The sequence below is a fragment of the Streptomyces sp. NPDC002623 genome, assembly GCF_053592635.1.
In genome coordinates this window covers 38,003-57,300 of the sequence record NZ_JBSFWB010000012.1, presented here as the reverse complement: position 1 = coordinate 57,300, position 19,298 = coordinate 38,003, and the positions used below count along the sequence as shown (strand labels likewise).

Genomic DNA, 19,298 nt, shown 5'->3' with positions numbered 1-19,298 from the left:
ATAGCCCTCGCGTAGTCGCCGGCCGGTGTGCGAGGAGAGACAGCACCGGCCGACGGCGGACCCACAGCAGACGCAACGACATGCACACTGCACGAAGGGGAAGCCATGACAGCGACGACCGACGGAAGCACCGGGGCACTGCCGCCCCGCGCTGCCGCGGCCAGCGAAACCGACATCACCATCCCCGTGGCGGCCGGGGTACAAGAAGCCGCGGCCCGCGCCATGCAACGCGCCACCGACTTCCTGCTCGCCCGACAGGACGCCGAGGGCTGGTGGAAGGGCGACCTCGAGACGAACGTCACCATGGACGCCGAGGACCTGCTGCTCCGCCAGTTCCTGGGCATCCGGGACGAGGCGACCACCCGGGCCACGGCCCTTTTTGTCCGCGGGGAGCAGCGCGAGGACGGCACCTGGGCCACCTTCTACGGCGGCCCGCCCGACCTCTCCGCCACCATCGAGGCGTACGTCGCCCTCCGTCTGGACGGCGACGCCCCCGACGCACCCCATATGCACAAGGCCGCCGCCTGGATCCGCGACCAGGGAGGCATCGCCGGCGCCCGGGTCTTCACCCGGATCTGGCTGGCCCTGTTCGGCTGGTGGAAGTGGGAGGACCTGCCCGAACTCCCGCCGGAACTCCTGTACTTCCCCAGGTGGTTCCCGCTCAGCATCTACAACTTCGGCTGCTGGGCGCGCCAGACGATCGTGCCGCTCACCGTCGTGTCGGCGAAGCGCCCGGTGCGCCCGGCGCCGTTCCCGCTCGACGAGTTGCACACCGACCCCGCGAACCCCAACCCGCCGCGGCCCCTCGCGCCGGTGAACAGTTGGGACGGGCTCTTCCAGCGGCTCGACAAGGTGGTGCGCGGCTATCGGTCGGTCGCGGTGCGCCGGCTGCGCAAGGCGGCCCTGAACTCCGCCGCCCGCTGGATCATCGAGCGCCAGGAGAACGACGGCTGCTGGGGCGGGATCCAGCCGCCCGCCGTGTACTCGGTGATCGCCCTGCATCTGCTCGGCTACGACCTTCAGCACCCGGTCATGCGGGCCGGGCTGGAGTCCCTCGACCGGTACGCCGTGTGGCGCGAGGACGGCGCCCGGATGATCGAGGCCTGCCAGTCGCCGGTGTGGGACACCTGCCTGGCGACCATCGCGCTCGCCGACGCGGGGCTCCCCGCCGACCACCCGCAACTGGTCAAGGCCGCCGACTGGATGCTCGGCGAACAGGTCGTGCGCCCCGGCGACTGGTCGGTGCGCCGGCCCGGACTGCCGCCCGGCGGCTGGGCGTTCGAGTTCCACAACGACAACTACCCCGACATCGACGACACCGCCGAGGTGGTGCTCGCCCTGCGCCGGGTCGAGCACCACGACCCGGAGCGGATGGAGCGGGCCATCGCGCGCGGGGTGCGCTGGAACCTCGGGATGCAGTCGAGGAACGGCGCGTGGGGCGCCTTCGACGTCGACAACACCAGCCCGTTCCCCAACCGGCTGCCGTTCTGCGACTTCGGCGAGGTCATCGACCCGCCGTCCGCCGACGTGACGGCCCATGTGGTGGAGATGCTGGCCGTCGAGGGGCTCTCGCACGACCCGCGCACCCGGCGCGGCATCGAGTGGCTGCTGGCCGAACAGGAGCCGGACGGCTCGTGGTTCGGGCGCTGGGGCGTCAACTACGTCTACGGCACCGGCTCGGTGGTGCCGGCCCTCGTCGCGGCCGGCCTGCCCGCCCGGCACCCCGCGATCAGGGCGGCGGTCGGCTGGCTGGAGCGGGTGCAGAACGACGACGGCGGCTGGGGCGAGGACCTGCGCTCCTACCTGGACGGCGCCCGGTTCAGCGCCCGCGGCGCCTCGACGGCCTCCCAGACGGCGTGGGCGCTCATGGCACTGCTGGCGGCCGGGGAGCAGGACTCCAAGACCGTCGAGCGGGGCATCGCCTGGCTGGCGCAGACCCAGCGGGAGGACGGCTCCTGGGACGAGCCCTACTTCACCGGCACCGGCTTCCCGTGGGACTTCTCGATCAACTACCACCTCTACCGGCTGGTCTTCCCGCTGACCGCACTCGGCCGGTACGTGCACGGGGAGCCGTATCGCAAGAAGTCCGCATCGCACGCGGCGTCCGCCGCCGCCGAGGCCAAGGGGAGCTGATGAGCACACAGCCCGTCCCGGCCCCGCTGCTGATCGCCTGCGCGCTCGGCATCGAGCAGCTCGCCCTGCGCATGGGCGACCGGAGCGGGGCGGGCGGGCCGGTCACCGTCCTGCGGACGGGCATGGGGCCGAGGGCGGCGGAGCGCTCGGTCACCGGGGTCCTGACCGACCCGGTGCTGGCCGGCGCGGCCGTGCTGGCCACGGGGTTCTGCGCCGGGCTCGCCCCCGGCATGCACCCCGGCGACCTGGTCGTCGCCGAGGAGACCCGCGACCCGCGCGGCAGTGTCCCCTGCGTCGGCACCGAACTGCTCGTCAAGGAGCTCGTGCGCACCCTGCCCGGACGGACCGTCCACACCGGGCCCCTGACCGGCTCCGACCACGTCGTGCGCGGCGCGGAGCGGGCGGACCTGCTCGCGACCGGCGCGATCGCGGTCGACATGGAGTCGGCGGCCACGCTCCTGAGCGCCGTGCGCACCGAACTGCGCCCGGTTGCGGCCGTCCGGGTGGTCGTGGACGCTCCAGAACATGAACTCGTCCGGATCGGCACGGTGCGCGGTGGAATATCAGCTTTCCGCGTTCTTCGTTCCGTCCTGCCTGCTTTTTTCGAATGGCACCGTAATGTTCTGCTCCCCCGGAGGTGAGCCACATGGCCATGCCGCTGCGCCAGTCCATCAAGGTCGCTACATACCTGGCCGAACAGAAGCTCCGCAAGCGGGACAAGTTCCCGCTCATCGTCGAGCTGGAACCCCTCTTCGCCTGCAACCTCAAGTGCGAGGGCTGCGGCAAGATCCAGCACCCGGCGGGGGTGCTCAAGCAGCGCATGCCGGTCGCCCAGGCCGTGGGTGCGGTGCTGGAGTCCGGTGCGCCGATGGTGTCCATCGCGGGCGGTGAGCCCCTGATGCACCCTCAGATCGACGAGATCGTCCGACAGTTGGTGGCGAAGAGGAAGTACGTCTTCCTCTGCACCAACGCCATGCTGCTGCGCAAGAAGATGGAGAAGTTCACGCCGTCCCCCTACTTCGCCTTCGCCGTGCACATCGACGGGCTGCGCGAGCGGCACGACGAGTCGGTGGCCAAGGAGGGCGTGTTCGACGAGGCCGTGGCGGCGATCAAGGAGGCCAAGCAGCGCGGCTTCCGGGTGACCACCAACTCGACCTTCTTCAACACCGACACCCCGCAGACCATCATCGAGGTGCTCAACTTCCTCAACGACGACCTCAAGGTCGACGAGATGATGATCTCGCCCGCCTACGCCTACGAGAAGGCGCCCGACCAGGAGCACTTCCTGGGCGTGGAGCAGACCCGCGAGCTGTTCAAGAAGGCCTTCGCGGGCGGCAACCGGAGCAAGTGGCGGCTCAACCACTCCCCGCTCTTCCTGGACTTCCTGGAGGGCAAGGTCGACTTCCCGTGCACCGCGTGGGCGATCCCGAACTACTCGCTCTTCGGCTGGCAGCGGCCCTGCTACCTGATGAGCGACGGGTACGTGCCGACCTACCGGGAGCTGATCGAGGACACCGACTGGGACAAGTACGGCCGCGGCAAGGACCCGCGCTGCGCCAACTGCATGGCGCACTGCGGCTACGAGCCCACCGCCGTCCTCGCCACCATGGGCTCCCTCAAGGAGTCCCTGCGGGCCCTGCGGGAGACCGTCAACGGAAACCGGGAGTGACGGCCGTGACCGCAGTCTCCCTGGGCGTCCCCGCGATGCCCCTGCGGCCGGTGGCGTCGCGACGCGAGTCGCGGCGCATCCAGGTCGGTGCGGTGGCGGTCGGGGGCGGGGCCCCGGTGTCGGTGCAGTCGATGACGACGACCCGTACGTCGGACATCGGCGCCACCCTGCAGCAGATCGCCGAACTCACCGCCTCCGGCTGCCAGATCGTCCGCGTCGCCTGTCCCACCCAGGACGACGCGGACGCCCTCGCGACCATCGCCCGCAAGTCGCAGATCCCGGTGATCGCCGACATCCACTTCCAGCCCAAGTACGTGTTCGCGGCGATCGAGGCGGGCTGCGCGGCCGTCCGCGTGAACCCCGGCAACATCAAGCAGTTCGACGACAAGGTGCGGGAGATCGCCCGCGCCGCGAAGGACCACGGCACCCCGATCCGGATCGGGGTGAACGCCGGCTCGCTGGACCGGCGGCTGCTGCAGAAGTACGGCAGGGCGACGCCGGAAGCCCTGGTGGAGAGCGCGCTGTGGGAGGCGTCCCTCTTCGAGGAGCACGGCTTTCGCGACCTCAAGATCTCCGTCAAGCACAACGACCCGGTCGTGATGATCGAGGCCTACCGGCAGCTCGCCGCCCAGTGCGACTACCCGCTGCACCTGGGCGTCACGGAGGCCGGCCCCGCGTTCCAGGGCACGATCAAGTCGGCGGTGGCCTTCGGCGCGCTGCTCTCGCAGGGCATCGGGGACACGATCCGGGTGTCGCTGTCCGCGCCGCCGGTCGAGGAGGTCAAGGTCGGCATCCAGATCCTGCAGTCCCTGAACCTCAAGGAACGGCGGCTGGAGATCGTCTCCTGTCCGTCGTGCGGGCGGGCCCAGGTGGACGTCTACAAGCTGGCCGACGAGGTCACGGCCGGCTTGGAGGGCATGGAGGTCCCGTTGCGGGTCGCCGTCATGGGGTGTGTGGTCAACGGCCCCGGCGAGGCGCGCGAGGCGGATCTGGGGGTCGCCTCCGGCAACGGCAAGGGGCAGATCTTCGTGAAGGGCGAGGTCGTCAAGACCGTCCCCGAGTCGAAGATCGTGGAGACCCTGATCGAGGAGGCGATGAAGATCGCCGAGCAGATGGAGCAGGACGGCGTCACGGCGGGGGAGCCGGCCGTCACCGTGAGTTGAACAGCACGGACCTAAGGGGGCCCGACGTGACGATCCTGGAGAACATCCGGCAACCACGCGACCTGAAGGCGCTGTCCGAGCCGGAGCTCGGCGAACTGTCCGAAGAGATAAGGGAGTTCCTGGTGCACGCGGTCGCCAGGACCGGCGGGCATCTGGGGCCCAACCTGGGCGTGGTGGAACTGAGCATCGCCCTCCACCGGGTCTTCGAGTCGCCCGTCGACCGCATCCTGTGGGACACCGGCCACCAGAGCTATGTGCACAAGCTTCTGACGGGACGTCAGGACTTCTCCAAGCTGCGCGGCAAGGGCGGCCTGTCCGGCTATCCCTCCCGTGAGGAGTCCGAGCACGACGTCATCGAGAACAGTCACGCCTCCACCGCGCTCGGCTGGGCCGACGGCCTCGCCAAGGCCCGCCAGGTGCTGGGCGAGAAGGGCCATGTGGTCGCCGTCATCGGCGACGGCGCGCTGACCGGCGGCATGGCCTGGGAGGCGCTGAACAACATCGCGGCCGCCAAGGACCGGCCGCTGATCATCGTCGTCAACGACAACGAGCGCTCCTACGCGCCGACCATCGGCGGGCTCGCCAACCATCTGGCGACCCTGCGCACGACCGACGGCTACGAGAAGGTGCTGGCCTGGGGGAAGGACGTACTGCTGCGCACCCCGGTCGTCGGCCACACCGTGTACGAGTCCCTGCACGGTGCGAAGAAGGGCTTCAAGGACGCGTTCGCCCCGCAGGGCATGTTCGAGGACCTCGGCCTGAAGTACGTCGGCCCGATCGACGGACACGACGTCAAGGCCGTGGAGTCCGCGTTGCGCCGGGCCAAGCGCTTCCACGGGCCGGTGCTGGTGCACTGCCTGACCGAGAAGGGGCGCGGCTACGAGCCCGCCCTCGCGCACGAGGAGGACCACTTCCACACCGTCGGCGCGATGGACCCCCTCACCTGCGCGCCGCTCACCCCGGCCGGCGGGCCGTCCTGGACGTCCGTCTTCGGCGACGAGATCGTGGCGATCGGCGAGGAACGCGACGACGTCGTGGCGATCACCGCGGCGATGCTGCACCCGGTGGGGCTCGCCGGGTTCGCCGAACGCTTCCCGGACCGCGTGTGGGACGTCGGCATAGCCGAGCAGCACGCGGCCGTCAGCGCGGCCGGACTGGCGACCGGCGGCCTGCACCCGGTGGTCGCCGTCTACGCCACGTTCCTCAACCGCGCCTTCGACCAGCTGCTGATGGATGTGGCCCTGCACCGCTGCGGGGTCACGTTCGTGCTGGACCGGGCCGGGGTCACCGGCGTCGACGGCGCGTCCCACAACGGCATGTGGGACATGTCCGTCCTCCAGGTCGTGCCGGGGCTCAGGATCGCCGCCCCACGCGACGCCGAGCAGCTGCGCGCCCAACTGCGGGAGGCGGTCGCGGTGGACGACGCGCCGACCCTGGTCCGCTTCCCGAAGGAGTCGGTCGGACCGCAGGTGCCGGCCGTCGGCCGGGTCGGCGGCATGGACGTGCTGCACCGGGGAGAGCGGACGGACGTGCTCCTGGTGGCCGTCGGCGTGATGGCGCCGGTGTGTCTGCAGGCCGCCGAGCTGCTGGCCGCCCGGGGCGTCGGCTGCACGGTCGTCGACCCCCGGTGGGTCAAACCCGTCGACCCCGCGCTGCCCGGCCTCGCCGCCGAGCACGCTCTGGTGGCCGTGGTCGAGGACAACAGCCGTGCCGCCGGCGTCGGATCGGCGGTCGCGCTGGCCCTGGGCGACGCCGAAGTCGACGTGCCCGTACGGCGGTTCGGGATCCCGGAGCAGTTCCTCGCGCACGCCAAGCGCGCCGAGGTGCTCGCCGACATCGGCCTCACGCCCGTCGAGGTCGCCGGCCGGATCAGCGCGAGCCTGGCCGTCAAGGACGTCAAGGAGAAAGCGGAATGACCACGGAGTTCGACCTCGGCGCCCTCCTCGCCGAGCGCGGAGCCGAGCGCTACGAACTGCACGGCAGGTATCTGAACCACCAACTGCCGCGCATGCTGCACACCATCGGCTTCGACAAGGTCTACGAACGCGGCGAGGGCGCCTACTTCTGGGACGCGGACGGCGACGACTACCTGGACATGCTCGCCGGGTTCGGGGTGATGGGCCTGGGCCGCCACCACCCCGTGGTCCGCAAGGCGCTGCACGACGTCCTCGACGCCTCGCTCGCCGATCTCACCCGCTTCGACTGCCAGCCGCTGCCCGGGCTGCTGGCCGAGAAGCTGCTCGCGCACAGCCCGCACCTCGACCGGGTGTTCTTCGGCAACAGCGGCACCGAGGCCGTGGAGACCGCGCTGAAGTTCGCCCGGTACGCCACCGGCAGGCCGAGGGTCCTGTACTGCGACCACGCCTTCCACGGGCTCACCACGGGCTCGCTGTCGGTCAACGGCGAGTCCGGCTTCCGGGACGGGTTCGCGCCCCTGCTGCCCGACACGGCCGTCCCCCTCGGCGATCTCGACGCCCTGGCCCGGGAGCTGAAGAAGGGGGACGTCGCCGCCCTGATCGTCGAGCCGATCCAGGGCAAGGGAGTGCTGGAGGCGCCGCCCGGATATCTGCGGGCCGCGCAGGAACTGCTGCACCGGCACAAGGCGCTGCTCGTCGTCGACGAGGTCCAGACCGGGCTCGGCCGCACCGGTGACTTCTACGCCTACCAGCACGAGGACGGCGTCGAACCGGACCTGGTGTGCGTGGCCAAGGCGCTGTCCGGGGGATATGTGCCGGTCGGGGCCACCCTCGGCAAGGACTGGATCTTCAAGAAGGTCTACTCGTCGATGGACCGCGTGCTGGTGCACTCGGCGAGCTTCGGCTCCAACGCCCAGGCCATGGCGGCCGGGCTCGCCGTGCTGTCCGTCATGGAGAACGAGCAGATCGTCGCGAACGCCCGCGTCACCGGCGACCTGCTCAGGTCCCGGCTCGCCGCCCTGATCGACAAGTACGAGCTGCTGGCCGACGTCCGCGGCCGGGGCCTGATGATCGGCATCGAGTTCGGCAGACCCCGGTCGCTGAAGCTGCGCGGCCGCTGGACCATGCTCCAGGCGGCGCGCAAGGGACTGTTCGCGCAGATGGTGGTCGTACCGCTGCTGCAACGGCACCGGATCCTCACCCAGGTCTCCGGCGACCACCTGGAGGTGATCAAGCTGATCCCGCCGTTGATCATCGGCGAGCGGGAGGTGGACCGGTTCGTCGACGCCTTCACGGCCGTGATGGACGACGCGCACAGCGGTGGCGGCCTGATGTGGGACTTCAGCAAGACGCTGGTCAAGCAGGCGGTCGCCAACCGCTGAATCCGTCGGCGGCCCTCGGCCCGGCCGTTTTTGCCTCTGGGGCAAGAAACTTGCCCCAGAGGCAAGTCGGGCGTGGAATGGGGACATGAGCTCGTCCGAGTCCGGGACCGAGCCCTCGACCCCGCAGGCCCGGCAGGCCCCGCCGGTCGAGGCTCTTCCCGTCGTCGCCCCCCAGCTGCGCGCCCTGCGCCGCCGGGCCGCCCTCACCCTGGAGGCCGCGGCCGCCGTCGCCGGGCTGTCGCCCGCCCATCTCTCCCGGCTGGAGACCGGGCAGCGGCAGCCCTCGCTGCCGATGCTGCTCGCGCTCGCCCGTATCTACGGTACGACCGTCTCGGAGCTGCTCGGCGAGACGGTCGTCGACCGGGACGCAATCGTGCGCGCCGCCGACATGGAGCCGACCCACGCGGGCGGCTGGACGTACTGGCAGGCCGGCGCCTCCGGGCGCGGGATGCAGGCCCTGCGCGTCCACGTCCCCCACGGCTCCCAGGGCGACATCGTGCGCGTGCATCCCGGGGAGGAGTGGCTGCACGTCCTGCGCGGGCGGCTGCGGCTGCGCCTGGGCGACACCACCGACCTGCTCGGGCCCGGGGACAGCGCGCACTTCGACTCGCTGACCCCGCACCGCCTCGCCGCGCAGGACGCCGACGGGGTCGAGCTCCTTTTCGTGCACACCCTGCTGCAGAGCCCCACGGCCACACTGTGCCTGGGCCCCGACCCGTCCCGGACCGGAGTGACGTCATGAGCAACACCGAGGAGAAGATCCCGCGCGGCATTTGGATCCGGCTGATCATCTACATCGCGGTCGGACACGCCTTCGCGGCGTTCCTCTGGCTGCTGTTCGAGGCGGGCGCCAACCAGTAGGCCGACCGGTAGGTCCACCGGTAGGCCAACCGGTAGGCCAACCGGTGGGGTCGGCCGGCAGGTCGGTCAGTCGGCAGGCCGGCCGGCTCAGTCGAGCAGGCGCTCCCGCAGCCGCTCGCGGGTCTCGGGGGCGAGCCCGAGACCCTGCTCCAGGTAGGCGTCGACACTGCCCCAGGTCTCCTCCATGGTCTCGAACGCCGCCGTGAGGTACTCCGCGCGGGCGTCGAAGAGGGGGCTGAGCAGTTCCATGACCTCGGGGGAGTAGGCCTCGTCCGAGCTCGCGCTGCGCCGCACCTTGTAGCGGCGGTGCTTGGCGTTGGACTCCAGGTAGTCGGCGACGATCGCCTCGCGCTCCACGCCCAGGGCGAGCAGCGTCACCGCGATGGACAGGCCCGCGCGGTCCTTGCCCGCCGCGCAGTGCATCAGGGCCGGGACGCTGTCCTCGGCGAGCGCGTGCAGCACGCGCGCGTGCTCGGCCGTGCGGTCCTGGACGATACGGCGGTAGGAGGCGATCATCCGGCCCGCGGCCTTGCCGTCGCCGAGGATCTCGCGCAGCTGGTCGAGCCGGCCGTCCCGGACCATCTTCCAGAACTCGGAGCCGTCCGCCGGGTCCGACAGCGGCAGGTTCACATTGCGCACGCCCGGCAGCTCGACGTCCGGGCCCTCCAGCCTCTGGTCCGCGGCGTTGCGGAAGTCGAAGATCGTGTGCAGGCCCAGGCCGGAGAGGAACGCGGCGTCCTCGTCGGTCGCGTGCGCGAGGTGGCCGCTGCGGAACAGCACGCCGTGCCGTACGCGCCGGCCGTCGACGGTCGGCAGGCCGCCCACGTCCCGGAAGTTGCGCACGCCGGCCAGCTCGGGCTCGGTCGACGGGATCTGCTGCGTCACGGGTGCCCCTTCCTGTCGGTCTCCGTCGGCGCGGCTCGTGGTGGCCGACGGGACACCTCCTAGGACCATACGACATGGATTCCCCGGGCAACGGGTTGTCCACAGGCCGGCCGACCGGTCGTCCGCGCAGGTGAAGACTTGTCCGCGGACTCGGCGGTCGGGAGTTGCCCGAGGGGCCGACCGCAATCGATGATGTTGGTGCTTGATCGCACCTGTTCGAATTAGTGGGGGTTTGATGCCCGAGATCGCCGACGACGGCCGTACCTGGCTCCTTTCGGGGCCGACGAGCAGCTACGCCCTCCATCTCACCGAGGCCGACGAGCTGGTCCACCTGCACTGGGGTCCGGGCATCGCGCTCGCGGACGCCGAGGCGCTCGCCCAGCTGCCGCCGTCGGAGCGCGGGGCGTCCTTCGAGTCCCCGCTCGACGGCCGCGAGGAGTACCCGGTCGAGGGCGGCCCCCGCTTCGTGCGGCCCGCCCTGTCCGTGCGCACCGACGAACGGCGCGGCACCGAGTGGACCTTCGAGGCCCACGAGAGCGACGGCGACGAGCTCAGGCTCCGCTTCCGGGACGCCGGGCTCACCGTCACCCTGCACTACCGGATGCGCGGCGACGTCGTCGAGCGCTGGACGACCCTGCGCAACGACGGCGAGCGGCCGCAGGAGCTGCTGCGCGCCGACTCCGCCGTGTGGACCCTGCCCGAGCGCGAGGACTGGCGGCTGTCGCAGCTGCACGGCCGCTGGGCCGCCGAGTCGCGGCTCACGCGCTCCCCCCTCACCTACGGTGAGAAGGTCATCGGCAGCCGCCGTGGACACACCGGACACCAGCACCTGCCCTGGGTCGCCCTGGACACCGACGCGACCGAGGAGCGCGGCGAGGTCTACGGCTGCGCCCTCGCCTGGTCGGGCTCCTGGCGGATCGCCGTCGCGCAACTCCCCGACGCGCGCGTGCAGATCACCGGCGGCGCCGGATACGACGACTCGGGCCTGCTGCGGTTGGAGAACGGCGAGTCCTTCACCACGCCCGTCTTCGCCGGCCTGTGGAGCGACGAAGGATTCGGCGGCGCGAGCCGCGCCTGGCACGCCTATCAGCGCGCGTACGTCGTCCCGGACGCCGAGCAGGACCGGCCGGTGCTGTTCAACTCCTGGGAGGCCACCTACTTCGACATCTCCGAGGAGCAACAGGCGACCCTGGCCCGGCGCGCCGCGGCGATCGGCGTCGAGCTGTTCGTCGTCGACGACGGCTGGTTCGGCAAGCGCACCGGCGACCACGCCGGGCTCGGCGACTGGACGCCCAACCCCGACCGCTTCCCGAACGGCCTGAAGCCCCTCGCGGACTATGTGCACGCCCTCGGCATGCAGTTCGGCATCTGGGTCGAGCCCGAGATGGTCAACCCCGACAGCGAGCTGTACCGGGCCCACCCCGACTGGGCGCAGTTCCAACCGGGACGAAAGCGGACGGAGTTCCGCAATCAGCTCGTACTCAACCTCGCGCGCGAGGACGTCCAGGAGTACCTCTGGGAGCAGCTCCACGGGCTTCTCTCCAGCGCCCCCGTCGACTACGTCAAGTGGGACTTCAACCGCTGCTTCACCGACGCGGGCTGGCCGGACGACCCCTACCCGCAGCGGCTCTGGGTCGACCATGTAAGGGCCCTGTACGGCCTCCTGGACCGACTGCGGGCGGCCCACCCGGGCGTCGCCTTCGAGTCCTGCTCGGGCGGCGGCGGACGTATCGACCTCGGGATCATGAGCCGCACCGACCAGGTGTGGACCTCCGACAACACCGACCCGCTCGACCGGCTCGACATCCAGCATGGCTTCAGTCAGATCCACCCCGCCCGGGTCATGGCCGCGTGGGTCACCGACAGTCCCAACGCCCAGCTCAACGGCCGGGTGAGCTCGCTGCGCTTCCGGTTCGTCAGCGCCATGGCCGGTGTGCTCGGCGTCGGCGGCGACCTCTCGGAGTGGAGCGAGGAGGAACTCGCCGAGGCGCGGGAGTGGGTGGACCTCTACAAGGAGATCCGGCCTCTGGTGCAGCACGGCGACCTCTACCGGCTGCGTCCCCCGGCGGGCGGTCTGAGCGCCGTCCAGTATGTGCGCGGAGACGAGAGCGTCGTCCTCGCCTGGCTCCAGGCCCAGCGGTTCGGGGAGCCCGTGCCGGTGCTCCGGCTGCGCGGACTCGACCCGACACAGTCGTATGAATGCCGCGAAACGGGCGAAGTTCACCGAGGTGCGGTGCTGTTGCATCACGGGCTGCGCACCGAGCTGAAGGGCGACCTTGATGCGACGGTTATCCGACTCCGTCGTATCTGAGCCTTCTGTCCGAATTGGATCCTTAATTCCAACTCGCTCTGGAATAAAGGATCCTGGAGGGCTGTCACGTGAGCAGCGTCATATCCGTGACCGAGCGTCGTACGTCATGTTCACGTAATTCATGCGCTTTTCAAGGGTATTCGGCGAATGGCGGGCGTTTGGATTCACGGAGTGTGACCGGGAATTCTCACAGCAGATCAAGAGAAATGCATTAACCGTGCAACCTCTGCTTGTCCCCGTGCGTCCTGGTCGCTTACGTTCCACACCAATCCGGACGGATGCCTAATCCTGCCGCCGCCCGGAGCCCGCACACTCACCCGTCCACGGCAGGAGCGGGGGACCCACAGGCACAACCGCCTGTTCCGGTCCCGGAACAGGCTTGGGGTAAAGCCGCGCCTCGGCGCGGCCGGGCATCTCCAGCTCGCACCCGACAGCTCACCTCGCAGGCGCCGGAGAGGAATTCGCCATGCCCGCGAAGGGTAAGCACCGTCGTCCCAAGACCCAGCGCTTCACTCGTTCGATAGCCGTCGCCGGAACCGGCGGCGCAGCGCTCGCCCTTCCGCTCATGGGCGCCGCCGGCGCTCACGCGGCCCCCGCTCAGTCCGTTTCCCAGTCCGTTTCGCAGGCCGCGTCCCAGTCGGTCGCGCAGACGGTTTCGGAAAGCGCCGTGCAGGCCGCTCCGGTGACCCGGAAGACCGCCGCCGCGAAGACCTACACCGTGCGGTCCGGGGACTACCTCTCGAAGATCGCGGACGAGCAGGACGTCAGCGGCGGCTGGCAGAAGCTGTACCAGGACAACCGTGCGGCCGTCGGCGACAACCCCTCGCTGATCCACCCCGGCCTCAAGCTGTCGATCGGCAAGCAGGCCGCGACCGGCACCACCGAGTCGTCCGGTTCGTCCTCCTCGGCCTCCTCTTCCGGAAGCTCGTCGTCGAAGTCCTCGAAGTCGGCGAAGTCCTCCGACTCGAAGTCCTCCGACTCGCAGGCCTCCACCTCGTCCTCCGCCTCGTCCTCGAAGACGACCACGCAGGCGGCCGAGAGCAGCACCGGCGCCTCCAGCGGTTACCAGCTCCCCGTGGCCGGCGCCTCCGTCGGCACCGCGTACCACGTGGCCGGCAGCATGTGGTCCAGCGGCTACCACACCGGCGTCGACTTCGTCGTGCCGACCGGCACCTCCCTCAAGGCCGTGGGCGCGGGCACCGTCGTCTCCGCGGGCTGGGGCGGCGCGTACGGCAACCAGGTCGTCATCAAGCTCGCCGACGGCTACTACGCCCAGTACGCCCACCTGTCCCAGCTGTCGGTCTCGGCCGGCCAGACCGTGACCGCGGGCCAGCAGGTCGGCCTCTCCGGCGCGACCGGCAATGTGACCGGCCCGCACCTGCACTTCGAGATCCGCACCACGCCGGACTACGGCTCGGACGTGGACCCGATCGCCTACCTCCGCTCGCACGGAGTCTCCGTCTAGCATCCGCGGACGACCCACCGCCTGACACGCAGTCGAAGGCCGGACCCCGATCCCCGGGTCCGGCCTTCGGCGTGTCCGCGTCCGTTTTCTTGATCGTTTCATTGCCGCCGTGTGGCGGGTTCGTGGCAGCCGCATGGCATCCCTTTTCGCCCTGTCGACAACCGGGCCAGAGTGGGGACACAGTGATCTCCGTCAGGGAGCAAGCGCTTTCCACCGCTCTTCGGAGGTCCCGTGTCCGGCGTCGTCCACCGCTGCACCGCCGTCGTCAGGTGTGCCGCGACCGCGGCGGTCGTGGCGCTTCTCGTGGCCGGGGCCGCTCCGCCCGCGTCCGCCTCGGCCGCTGGTGCGGGTGCGGGTGCGGGTGCGGGTGCCGCGAGCGTCGTCCGCCCCGACGACCGGCGGCTCGTCTACGAGGGCCGCTGGGGGCGTACCGCCGAGGCCGCCGTCACCGTCAACTCCGGTTCGCGGCTGCGGTTCCGGTTCGTCGGGAGCGCCGTCCACGCCCTGTTCGACGTCTCGTCGGTCACCGTGCCCGCGCAGCTCTACGTCTCCGTCGACGGCGGACCCAGGCAGCTGTACGCCGTCGACCGCGGCGACCTCCGGATCGCGGCGACCGGGCGAGGCCAGCACACGGCCGAGCTGTCCGTGAAGGACGTCTCCGCGCGGGTGAACCGGTGGACGCCGCCGCTGGAGTCGGGCGTCACGCTGACCGGCATCCGGGGCCGCCTGCTGGAGCAACGTGCGCCGAGAGCCCCGGAGTTGGTGTTCTTGGGCGACTCCGTCACCCAGGGCGTACTGGCGCTCTGCGCGGTCAACACCTCCGACTGCGCCGACGGGACGGCCGCCTACCCCACCCTGGTCGCCGACGCCCTGCACGCCTCGCTCACCCAGGTCGGTTTCGGCCGCCAGGGTGTGATCCGGACCGGCAACGGGGGAGTGCCGGCCGCCGGTGACGCGTACGCCTGGAACCATGCGGGCTCCCCGGCCCGGCCGGACCGGGACGCCGATGTGATCGTCGTCAACCAGGGCACCAACGACACCGCGTTCGGCTCGGCCGAGTTCCGCACCGCCTACCGCGCCTACCTCGAACTTCTGCGGGCGGCCGCGCCGCACGCCCGCATCCTCGCCCTGCGTCCCTTCGGCGGGGCGCACGCCGCCGACATCGCCGAGGTCGTCGCCGAACTCGCCGACCGGCGCACGGAGTTCGTCGACACCGCCGGCTGGCTCTCGGCCGCCGATGGCGACTTCCAGGACGCCGTCCATCCGAACGCCCAGGGCCACCGCAAGGCGGCCGACCGCCTGATCCCCCTCATCGGAAAGCTCGCGAAGGAGCACCAGTGAACGCCATCCGCCGCCGAAGAGCCGTCGCCGTCTCCACCGTCTGCGCCGCCCTGCTGGCCGGGCTCTTCTCCGCGCCCGCCGGACACGCCGCCGACGCCCCGCGCCGGATCGTCGAGGACCTCGACCGCGGCCTGGTCGCCGTGCCGTCCGGGCAGGGCACGTTCCTCAGCTGGCGGCTCCTCGGCACCGAGTACGCGAGGTACGGCGACGCCATCGCCTTCGACGTGTACAAGAACGGGCGCAGGCTGAACCGGCAGCCGATCAGGAAGTCGACCACCTACCAGGACGACACTCCGGGCACGGGCACGTACACCGTGCGAGCGGTCGTCGACGGGCGCTCCCAGAAGGCGAGTCCGCCCGCGCTCGACCTCGCCGACGGCTACGCCGAGATCCCCCTCGCCGCCGCCGACGGCTACACCGTGCAGCACGCCTGGCCGGGCGACCTCGACGGGGACGGGCGCTACGAGCTCGTCGTCAGCCGCCTCTCCGGGACCCGGGACCGGTCCGACCTGCTGGAGGCGTACAAGCTCACCGGCGAGCGGCTGTGGCGGGTCGATCTCGGCCCCGGCTCCTACACCCAGGTCGGGGGGAACGGCGCCAACGACCCGGCGCCCGCCGCGATCAGCGGCTCCACCGCCATCGGCGGCTACCGCAACGACGACAACGTCACCGTCTACGACCTCGACGGCGACGGCCGGGCGGAGGTGCTGGCGCACACCGCCGCGGGGACCGTCTTCGCCGACGGCGCCCGGGTCACCGCCGCCTCGCCCGCGAACCAGTTCGTGTCGGTGATCGACGGAGCGACCGGCGCCGAGCGCACCCGGCAGCCCGTCCCCGAGGACTTCGTCGCCGACGGCCCGTCCGGCGGTCACTTCGGCATCGCCTACCTCGACGGCGAACACCCGAGCCTGATCACCAAGTTGGTGACCCGGGTCGGTGCCAGGCGAGGCTCGTTCCGGGTGCTGTTCCAGACCTGGGACTTCAACGGCACCGACCTGACCCGGCGTTGGAAGTACGTCGTGGACCCGACGAGCGGTGCGAGCAGCTTCCACCAGATCCGTACCGTCGACGTCGACGGGGACGGCAAGGACGAGATCGCCGACGGCAACTACGTGGTGAACAGCGACGGCACCCTGCGTTACGTCGTCGACCGGGCCATCCACGGCGACCGTTTCGACATCGCCGACCTCGACCCCGACCGGCCCGGTCTGGAGGGCTTCGCCATCCAGCAGTCGGAGCTGGGCGTCGTGTCCGCGTTCCCCTGGTACTACTACGACGCCGACACCGGCGAGCGCCTGACGACCGGCTCCCACCCCGCGGACCCGGTGAGCGACGCCGACCTGGACACCGGGCGCGGCAACGCCGCCGACATCGACCCGAACCACCGTGGCTACGAGTACTGGACGTCCACCGCCGACGTGACCCGGCCCGGCGCGGGAGTCTTCAACGTCCGGGACGGCAAGGTCTCCACGACCACGCCCAGCGTCAACTTCCGTATCTGGTGGGACGGTGACAAGGCGTCAGAACTGCTCGACTTCACCCGGGTCGAGAAGTGGGACCCGGCGACCGAGACCAGTGCGACGCTCCTCGACCCGTCCGGCGTGGTCTCCGGCGCCCGCAACGCCACCCCCTTCTACGGCGATCTCCTCGGCGACTGGCGCGAGGAGATCCTCGCCGAGACCGCCGACCACACCGCCCTGCGCCTCTACACCTCCACCGAGCCGACGGCCACCCGCGTCTACACGCTCGCCCAGAACCCCGCGTACCGCCTGGGCTGGACCGTGCGCGGCTACCTCCAGTCCACCTACCCCGACTACTACCTCGGCACCGAGACCCGCCGTGTCCCCAGGCCCGCCATCACCCACCCCGAAGGAGCAGACCGACGTGACGACCACGCGTAGAGCATTCGGAGCCCTCGCCGCCGGCGCCGCCCTGGCCGCCCTCGCGCCCGCCGCCACCGCGGGCGCCACGCCCCGCCACCGCCGTCTCCTGGCGCACGACGACTTCCGTCACGGGCTGCGGCAGTGGGCCGTGGAACTGGAGAAGGGCGGGACCGTCACCGCCTCCCGGGGGACCCTGGAGGTCGACGTGCCCGCCGGGGCGACGATCTGGTTCAGGCGGCCGTTCGCCGGGCCGTACGTCCTCGAGTACGTCGCCACGCCCGTCTCCGCGGGCGGGGTCAACGACCGTGTCTCCGACCTCAACAACTTCTGGAACGCCGTCGACGTCCGCTCCCCGCAGGACCTCTTCGCCACCCCGCGCGGCGGCGCCCTCGCCGAGTACGACCACCTCAAGACGTACTACGTCGGCTACGGCGCCAACACCAACACCACGACCCGGCTGCGCCGCTATGTCGGCGAGGCGGGGGTGCGTCCGCTGATCTACGACTACACCGAGCCGCTGCTCGCCGCGAACGAGCCGAACCATGTCCGCATCGTCTCCGACGGTTCGGCCGTCCGCTGGTGGAACAACGGGCGGCTCGTATTCGATTACACCGACCCCGAGCCGTACACGAGCGGGCACTTCGCCTTCCGTACCACCTGGAGTCACTTCCGGATCAAGAACTTCCGGGTCTGGTCCCTTATTCCCTGATTGGCAAACTCTTTAAGAGTGTCTTATCTCACCGTTCGTCAACCCCTTCCTACGATCGCGTAGGTCACATTAAAGGGTGAATGATGAACCGCTGTGGCAGACGATTCGAAGAATGACAACAGATCAGTGATCGGGTCGTACGTGGCGGTGGGGGACAGCTTCACCGAGGGCGTCGGCGACCCCGGCCCCGACGGGGCGTTCGTCGGCTGGGCCGACCGGTTCGCGGTACTCCTCGCGGACCGGCAGCCCGAAGGCGACTTCAGCTACACCAACCTCGCGGTCCGCGGAAAGCTGCTCGACCAGATCATGGAGGACCAACTCCCCCGGGCGGTGGAACTCGCCCCGGACCTGGTCTCCTTCTGTGCGGGCGGCAACGACATCATCCGTCCAGGCACCGACCCGGACGAGGTCGCCGAGCGTTTCGAGCGCGCGATCTCGGCCCTGACCGCCGTGGCCGGCACGGTCATGGTGACCACCGGCTTCGACACCCGAGGCGTCCCCGTGCTCAAGCATCTGCGCGGCAAGATCGCCACCTACAACGGACATGTGCGTGCCGTCGCCGACCGGTACGGCTGCCCGGTGCTCGACCTGTGGTCCCTGAAGTCCGTGCAGGACCGCAGGGCCTGGGACGGCGACCGGCTCCATCTCTCCCCGGAGGGCCACACGCGCGTGGCGCTGCGCGCCGGGCAGGTCCTCGACCTGGAGGTACCGGCCGACCCGGAGCAGCCCTGGCCGCCGCTCCCGCCGCGCGGCACCCTCGACGTACGGCGCGACGACGTCCACTGGGCGCGCGAGTACCTGGTGCCGTGGATCGGGCGCCGGCTGCGCGGGGAGTCCTCCGGCGACCATGTGACCGCCAAGGGCACGCTGTCGCCCGAGGACATCAGGACGCGGCTCGCTGCGCTGGCGTGAAGGGGTGGGGTGCGGCGGGAGTTCTTCGCCCCCGCCGCCCCTACCCGTCCGCCGAATTGCTCAGCCCGAGTTCTGTCGTCAGCGTTTCTTCCACCCACTCGTGTGCCCTGGCCCGGGACACCGTGCCGCCGTACGACGTCAGCTGTACGGCGAGGCCGTCGAGGAGGGCCGTCAGACGCAGGGCGGTGCCGGCCGGGTCCGGACAGCGGAACTCGCCCGCGGCCACGCCCTCCGCGATCACCTCGGCGAGCGCCGCCTTCCACTCCTTGTCGAGGTCCCGGGCGACCTCCCGCAGCGCGGGCTCGCGCAGCGACACCGCCCAGCCCTCGATCCACAGCCGCCAGCCCTTGGCCTGACCCGTGGGCGCGTACCAGCGCACGGCCGACCGCAGTCGGCGCAGGGCCGTGGTGCGGCGGCCGAGCAGCTTGCGCAGGTGCGCCAGGTCGTCCTCGGCCGCGTAGGCGAACGCGTCGGCGACCAGCTTCTCCTTCGTCGAGAAGTGGTAGAGCACCAGCGCGTTGCTCACGCCGAGGGTCGCGGCGACGTCGGCGATCCTGACCGCCGCCACGCCCCGCGCCTCGATCTGCTGGATGGCCGCCCGCAGCAGCTCCTCGCGCCGCTCGGCCACGCTCAACCGGACCCTCGCCACGCCGTCACCCTACACAGCG

16 protein-coding genes and 1 riboswitch are annotated in these 19,298 nt (G+C 70.8%); of the genes, 14 read left to right on the top strand and 2 right to left on the bottom strand.

The features are described from left to right. Nucleotides 1–105 precede the first annotated feature (105 nt). The 8 genes from shc (at nucleotide 106) to ACWD4O_RS22680 (ending at nucleotide 9,124) form a co-directional block, all read left to right on the top strand. Nucleotides 106–2,133: a squalene--hopene cyclase gene (gene shc, locus ACWD4O_RS22715; protein ID WP_451282262.1), complete on the top strand. Its 2,028-nt coding sequence runs from the start codon at nucleotides 106–108 to the stop codon at nucleotides 2,131–2,133. Further along, entirely contained in the window at nucleotides 2,133–2,774 is a 642-nt protein-coding gene (locus ACWD4O_RS22710; RefSeq protein WP_451282260.1) for a phosphorylase family protein, read from the top strand. The genes shc and ACWD4O_RS22710 overlap by 1 nt, the downstream gene beginning before the upstream one ends. Before the next feature lie 5 nt (nucleotides 2,775–2,779). Next, nucleotides 2,780–3,802 carry an adenosyl-hopene transferase HpnH gene (gene hpnH / locus ACWD4O_RS22705; protein ID WP_351920325.1) on the top strand — a complete coding sequence of 341 codons (1,023 nt, stop codon included), beginning with the start codon at nucleotides 2,780–2,782 and terminating at the stop codon, nucleotides 3,800–3,802. Nucleotides 3,803–3,807: 5 nt separating this feature from the next. Then, entirely contained in the window at nucleotides 3,808–4,965 is a 1,158-nt protein-coding gene (gene ispG / locus ACWD4O_RS22700) for a flavodoxin-dependent (E)-4-hydroxy-3-methylbut-2-enyl-diphosphate synthase (protein ID WP_451282257.1), read from the top strand. Between the two features lie 26 nt (nucleotides 4,966–4,991). Then, complete coding sequence (gene dxs, locus ACWD4O_RS22695; RefSeq protein ID WP_451282255.1) at nucleotides 4,992–6,881, top strand: 1-deoxy-D-xylulose-5-phosphate synthase; 1,890 nt, start codon at nucleotides 4,992–4,994, stop codon at nucleotides 6,879–6,881. Then, nucleotides 6,878–8,263, top strand: a complete 1,386-nt coding sequence (locus ACWD4O_RS22690; protein ID WP_451282253.1) for an aspartate aminotransferase family protein — start codon at nucleotides 6,878–6,880, stop codon at nucleotides 8,261–8,263. The genes dxs and ACWD4O_RS22690 overlap by 4 nt, the downstream gene beginning before the upstream one ends. Before the next feature lie 85 nt (nucleotides 8,264–8,348). Further along, nucleotides 8,349–9,005 carry a helix-turn-helix domain-containing protein gene (locus ACWD4O_RS22685; protein WP_451282251.1) on the top strand — a complete coding sequence of 219 codons (657 nt, stop codon included), beginning with the start codon at nucleotides 8,349–8,351 and terminating at the stop codon, nucleotides 9,003–9,005. Beyond that, nucleotides 9,002–9,124: a DUF6126 family protein gene (locus tag ACWD4O_RS22680; RefSeq protein WP_351920315.1), complete on the top strand. Its 123-nt coding sequence runs from the start codon at nucleotides 9,002–9,004 to the stop codon at nucleotides 9,122–9,124. The genes ACWD4O_RS22685 and ACWD4O_RS22680 overlap by 4 nt, the downstream gene beginning before the upstream one ends. 87 nt (nucleotides 9,125–9,211) lie before the next feature. Here the strand turns inward: ACWD4O_RS22680 and ACWD4O_RS22675 are convergent, their stop codons facing one another. Then, a complete protein-coding gene (locus tag ACWD4O_RS22675) occupies nucleotides 9,212–10,009 on the bottom strand; it encodes a tyrosine-protein phosphatase (RefSeq protein ID WP_451282249.1) in 798 nt (265 codons plus the stop codon). Between the two features lie 235 nt (nucleotides 10,010–10,244). Here ACWD4O_RS22675 and ACWD4O_RS22670 point away from each other — a divergent pair, with 235 nt between their 5' ends. The 6 genes from ACWD4O_RS22670 (at nucleotide 10,245) to ACWD4O_RS22645 (ending at nucleotide 18,630) form a co-directional block, all read left to right on the top strand. Next, entirely contained in the window at nucleotides 10,245–12,320 is a 2,076-nt protein-coding gene (locus ACWD4O_RS22670) for an alpha-galactosidase (protein ID WP_451282247.1), read from the top strand. A 304-nt stretch (nucleotides 12,321–12,624) separates the two neighbouring features. After that, a riboswitch (cyclic di-AMP (ydaO/yuaA leader) is annotated at nucleotides 12,625–12,782 on the top strand. A gap of 4 nt (nucleotides 12,783–12,786) precedes the next feature. Then, the gene (locus tag ACWD4O_RS22665) at nucleotides 12,787–13,785 is read left to right on the top strand and encodes a M23 family metallopeptidase (protein ID WP_451282245.1); all 999 of its coding nucleotides are present in this window, start codon (nucleotides 12,787–12,789) and stop codon (nucleotides 13,783–13,785) included. A 231-nt stretch (nucleotides 13,786–14,016) separates the two neighbouring features. After that, nucleotides 14,017–15,126, top strand: coding sequence for a GDSL-type esterase/lipase family protein (locus ACWD4O_RS22660; RefSeq protein ID WP_451282243.1), 1,110 nt, complete (start codon nucleotides 14,017–14,019; stop codon nucleotides 15,124–15,126). Further along, nucleotides 15,123–17,027, top strand: a complete 1,905-nt coding sequence (locus ACWD4O_RS22655) for a rhamnogalacturonan lyase family protein (protein WP_451282242.1) — start codon at nucleotides 15,123–15,125, stop codon at nucleotides 17,025–17,027. The genes ACWD4O_RS22660 and ACWD4O_RS22655 overlap by 4 nt, the downstream gene beginning before the upstream one ends. Then, complete coding sequence (locus tag ACWD4O_RS22650; protein WP_451282240.1) at nucleotides 17,011–17,718, top strand: DUF6250 domain-containing protein; 708 nt, start codon at nucleotides 17,011–17,013, stop codon at nucleotides 17,716–17,718. Before ACWD4O_RS22655 ends, ACWD4O_RS22650 begins: the two co-directional genes overlap by 17 nt. Nucleotides 17,719–17,844: 126 nt before the next feature. Continuing rightward, complete coding sequence (locus ACWD4O_RS22645; RefSeq protein WP_451282239.1) at nucleotides 17,845–18,630, top strand: SGNH/GDSL hydrolase family protein; 786 nt, start codon at nucleotides 17,845–17,847, stop codon at nucleotides 18,628–18,630. Nucleotides 18,631–18,670: 40 nt separating this feature from the next. Here ACWD4O_RS22645 and ACWD4O_RS22640 read toward each other — a convergent pair whose 3' ends face one another. Next, the gene (locus tag ACWD4O_RS22640) at nucleotides 18,671–19,279 is read right to left on the bottom strand and encodes a TetR/AcrR family transcriptional regulator (RefSeq protein ID WP_451282237.1); all 609 of its coding nucleotides are present in this window, start codon (nucleotides 19,277–19,279) and stop codon (nucleotides 18,671–18,673) included. Nucleotides 19,280–19,298 lie beyond the last annotated feature (19 nt).